Annotated in this window: 1 protein-coding gene; it reads right to left on the bottom strand. The window is 63.1% G+C overall.

Annotated features, from left to right (window positions below; genetic code table 11):
• Positions 1 to 87: 87 nt before the first annotated feature.
• On the bottom strand, positions 88 to 1,187 hold a 1,100-nt coding region (locus ACFUEJ_RS24115; protein ID WP_388032361.1), incomplete at its 5' end, for an aldehyde dehydrogenase family protein.

Below are 1,187 nucleotides of genomic sequence, written 5' to 3'. Positions count from 1 at the left end.
CCCCATGTTCGCGCGTACTGACCACCGTTTCCATATCCCCTTCCTCCGTCTCGACTCCCGCCTTCTTTGGCGGGAGCCCACTTCGCCTTACAGATAGCCGAACGCAGTCGCCGGTTCTTTCGCCGTTTCGACCCACACGCTCTTCGTCTGCGTGTACTCGTAAAGAGCCTCGACGCCGCTGGATCGGCCATAGCCGCTGAGACCATACCCGCCGAACGGAGACGCAACGTTGATCGTCTTGTATCCGTTCACCCAGAACGTGCCGGCATTCACCTGTGCGGCCACCCGGTGCGCACGGCCGACATCGGTCGTCCACACGGCCCCGGCGAGACCGAATTCAGTATCGTTGGCAATCGCGATGGCTTCGTCTTCCGTGTCGAACGGAATGGCAGCGACGACCGGACCGAAGATCTCGGTGCGTGCGACGTCCATTTCGTTGGTGACGTTTGCCAAGACGGTAGGGGTCACGAAGTAGCCGCCGTCCGACACTTCAGTCGATCCCGATGCGAGCGTGGCTCCGGCTTCGACGCCACGCGCGATCATCGACATGACGTGGTCGTCCTGCTTGCGATTGTTGATCGGGCCGACTTCGGTGCTGTCGTCGAGCGGGTCGCCGACTTTGATCTTCTTCGCGCCGGTCGCAACCATCGAGACGAACTCGTCATAGACGGAGCGCTGGACGAGCAATCGCGAGCCGGCAACGCAGCTTTGGCCAGCGCCCGCGAAGATCGCCGCCTGTGCCGTCAGCGCCGCGCGCTTCAGGTCCGCGTCACCGAAAATGATGTTCGCCGACTTTCCGCCCAGTTCGAGCACGCACGGCAGCACACGCTTCGCGGCCGACTCCGCAATCCGTGCACCGGTTGCCGGCGAGCCGACGAACACCACTTTCTTGACGACCTTATGTGCGATGGCAGCCTGACCAACGGTATGCCCATAACCCGAAAGCACGTTGATCACCCCCTTCGGCAGGCCCGCACGCTCGGCGATGAGGCCGACAACCAGGGAAGTGAACGGTGTCAGCTCGGACGGCTTGAGCAGTACAGCGTTGCCCATCGCGATGGCCGGGGCGACCTGCCATCCGCAGGTGAACACCGGGGCATTCCACGGCGTGATCTGCAGGACCGTGCCCGCCGGCTCCCGACGGGTGTAGTTCAGATGCGAGGTCGGAACGGGAATGACGTCTACGT

Origin of the sequence: Gordonia sp. NPDC057258 (assembly GCF_042668985.1) — a bacterium.
In the GTDB taxonomy this organism is placed as follows: Bacteria; Actinomycetota; Actinomycetes; order Mycobacteriales; family Mycobacteriaceae; genus Gordonia; species Gordonia hongkongensis.
This window is presented reverse-complemented; position numbering and strand designations above follow the sequence as displayed.